The organism is Arcicella sp. GW458-12-2-14-TSB2, assembly GCF_059423785.1.
In genome coordinates, this window is record NZ_JBWKYN010000295.1 from 1 (window position 1) to 3,599 (window position 3,599).

The following is a 3,599-nucleotide window of genomic DNA, read 5'->3' on the forward strand; positions in this document are numbered from 1 at the left end:
GTTAATAGATACGCTAAAAAATAATTCAACAAAAACACAATTACCTCAAAATCAGACAAATAAGTCAAGCATTCCACTTAAAAATATTACAATAAATTTCACTGCTATCAATAAAGCTACGAAAGAAAGTATTCTTGCAGACTTTATAGTTACTTCTGAAAGAACGGGAGAGGTTTTTAAGGGTAGCACTGACAATAAGAACCCTTTTTTCTCTTTTTCATTATCGCAACAAGACAACTTGTCAGTAGTGGTACGCGCTGATGGCTATGCTGATGCTCATTCTAATATCTCGATAAAGGACTTTACTACCACATCGCATCATGATTTTGCTATCCCTCTAGTCTTTGAACGTTATCCGCTATCTATTAAAGTATTGGATGCAGATACCAAAGAGTCTATCAAAAATGCTCAAGTGAAAATTGTTGATTTGGATGCCTCCGAAATTAAGAATGCTTCAAAAAAGGCAAATTCAGAAGAGTATGCTGCCAATTTAAAACTTTCAAGCAAGTATGAGTTTATCATCAATGCCGAAGATTATATTGAACTAAAAGAGAAAGTAGTAAAAGCTCCTCAGGGAAATTCTGTCAACTTTTTATTGTATAAAAATAGTCTTCCTGTAAATTTTGAGGTAGTAGATGCTGAAACAGAAAAGCCCGTCAAATCATTTATTAATATTAAACTTGAACGATTAAAAAGGAATATAGTATTTAGAAATGAAGCCAAAGCAAGTGTTAGGGTAACAACTCAAGAGATTTTTACGATTGAAACTGCTGCCGAACACTATATTGCGAAGCAAAGTACTTTTAATATGGCAGATTTTAACCCTACCAAGAAGTATAATTACACCATTCGATTAGAAAAAAGCTTGTTACACTTAACCATTAAAGCCAAAAATAAGCTCAACGGTGAAGTAGTTATTGCTGACAAAGTAGAAGTAACAAATCTTAGTAATAAAGCGAATCATCCCAAAATAGAACGACTAAAAAATGGAGATGCTCTAGTAAGCTTGGCTCCTGACGATACTTATCAGTTAGAAATCAATACAAATGGGTTTGAAAAGTATCAACAGGAGTTATCAAAAATTAAACAAACCGACTTAGAGTGTTTTTTAATGCCTAAACAAAAAATCAAGGGCTTAGTATTATCGGCAATTGATTCTACAAGTGGGAAAGTATTGCGTGCCACTTTTAAGGTGACCGCTAACAAAACTAAAAAATCTTTCACTGTAAATACTTCAGATGATATTTCAGAATATTATTTAGCTTTAGCGGACAAAGACCTTTATCAGATTGAGACCTTTGCGAAAGACTATGAGCTGAAAGTAGAACAAGTAAAATATGCGTCTTCTAAAAAAGCCGTTTTCTATACTGTTTTATTGAAAAAGGTACCTTCGTTAAATAATTCAAAAAATTCCCCACCTCCTAGCGTAGCTACCGCTAAAGCCCCTATTGAAAGTTCAAAAATTAAAGATTTGGCAAATATAGAAATTGGGCAAGCAATTACCCTTGATAATGTGTATTTTGAACAAAGTAGTTTTGTTTTGCAATCTATTTCCTACGAAGAGCTGAACAAGATAGCTGAACTGTTGAAGAGTGCCCCACAAGTCAAGATTGAAATTAGTGGACATACTGATAATATTGGAGATACAAGACTAAACCTAGCTCTTTCAGAAAACAGAGCTCGCGTAGTTTATAATTATTTAGTAAGTAAAGGAATTGAAGAAAGGAGATTGCATTACAAAGGTTATGGAAGCAACAGACCTCTTTTTCCGAATGATTCTGAAGAAAACAAAAAGAGAAATAGACGAGTAGAACTGACAATTTTATAAGTTTTAGTAACTTACTCATGCTATGTATCTTTAAAATTCATAAATTACAGGATATAAAAATTAACCATTTTAAAAAACTATGAAAAGCCCAATTTTAGCCTTCCTTGTATGTATGTTGACAAGTTTTTCCATATTAGCTATCAACAAAACTGACGATGCTAACAGCCGTGTTTATGAATTAAGAATATATTATGCAAGTGAGGGCAAATTTGATGTTCTGATGAATAGGTTTAAAGAACATACTTTACACTATTTTAAAAAACATAAAATGCACTTAGAAGGCTTTTGGTTGCCTTTGGATAATAAAGACCATAAAATGGTCTATGTGTTATCGTATCCATCACGTGAAGCCCGTGAAAAATCATGGAAAGACTTTTCAAACGATAAGGGTTGGATAAAAGTAGCGAAAGAAACGAATGCCAACGGTGAAATAGTAGCTAAAGTAGAAAGTACTTTCTTGAAAACTACTGATTTTTCACCAAACAATTTAAAAAGTGTTGGTGACAGAGTTTTTGAGATGAGAACATATAAAGCTACGCCCAATAATTTACCCCTCTTGTTAGAGAGATTCAGAAGCCATACCCTAAAATTGTTTGAAAGACATGGTATGACTAATATTATTTACTGGACACCAACTGACAAAGAACAGGGAGCCGACAACACATTAATTTACTTTTTAGCTCATAAAAGCCAAGAAGCTGGCATAGCCTCATTTAAGTCCTTCAGAGATGACCCAGAATGGATAGCGGTTCGCAAAGCATCAGAAGAAAAGGGAGGAGGCTCCTTAACGGTAACTGTTACTTCTGAGTATTTAACCCCTGTAGAATTTTCTCCTCTGAAATAATCATCGACTTTATTTCATTAAAATAGATAAAATGTCAAAATTAGCCCTTATTACTGGCGCAAGCTCTGGTATTGGTAAAGCAACTGCCGAAGCGTTTGCTGAATTAGGAATCAATTTAATTATATGTGGAAGGCGTATTGAAAAGCTGGAAGCTTTAAAAGAAAGTCTTTCAGGAAAAGTTGACGTACAAATACTAACTTTTGATGTAAGAGACAAAGAGCAAGTAGAAAGTGCATTGAACTCGCTTTCAGAAACAGCAAAGAACATAGATATTTTAGTGAACAATGCTGGCAATGCACATGGCATGGGTCCTATTCAAGATGGTTCAACAGACGACTGGGATGCTATGATTGATGGCAATGTAAAAGGATTACTATATGTTTCGAGAGTAATTATGCCTTGGATGAAAGCTAGAAAGCAAGGACACATCGTTAATCTAAGCTCTATTGCGGGCAAAAGTACTTATCCAAACGGGAATGTATATTGCGCTTCTAAAGCAGCAGTAGAGGCCATCTCTGAAGGGATGCGTCTGGACTTAAATCCATTTGGTATTAAAGTAACCAACGTAGCGCCGGGGGCTGTTGAAACTGAATTTTCTATGGTCCGTTTTAAAGGAGATGAACAAAAAGCAGATGCTATTTATAAAGGGTTTGAACCTTTAAAGGCCGAAGACATTGCTGATATTATTGCCTTTGCTGTAACTCGACCTGCACACGTAGTAATGGCAGATATTACTTTGTTTCCAGTAGCTCAAGCATCAGCAACTGTTATCAATCGTGAGGCTTTAAAATAGAAATTATCATTTTGATACATTAAAAAGTGAATACTTAATTTAGAAAAATGTCTGTATATACATCATTTTCCAAGTTTTATCACTTAAAATGCTTTTTTGTCAAAAAATAGTAAAAATTCATGGGACATTTAATG

Annotated in this window: 3 protein-coding genes; all 3 read left to right on the forward strand. The window is 34.3% G+C overall.

All coding sequences use genetic code 11. The features are described 5' to 3' along the window. On the forward strand, nucleotides 1-1,828 hold a 1,828-nt coding region (locus tag AC07XN_RS23765; protein WP_494744851.1), incomplete at its 5' end, for an OmpA family protein. 79 nt (nucleotides 1,829-1,907) lie between these two features. Continuing rightward, nucleotides 1,908-2,672: an NIPSNAP family protein gene (locus AC07XN_RS23770; protein WP_494744852.1), complete on the forward strand. Its 765-nt coding sequence runs from the start codon at nucleotides 1,908-1,910 to the stop codon at nucleotides 2,670-2,672. 31 nt (nucleotides 2,673-2,703) lie between these two features. After that, nucleotides 2,704-3,465 carry an SDR family NAD(P)-dependent oxidoreductase gene (locus AC07XN_RS23775; RefSeq protein WP_309924305.1) on the forward strand — a complete coding sequence of 254 codons (762 nt, stop codon included), beginning with the start codon at nucleotides 2,704-2,706 and terminating at the stop codon, nucleotides 3,463-3,465. The last annotated feature ends 134 nt before the right edge of the window (nucleotides 3,466-3,599 follow it).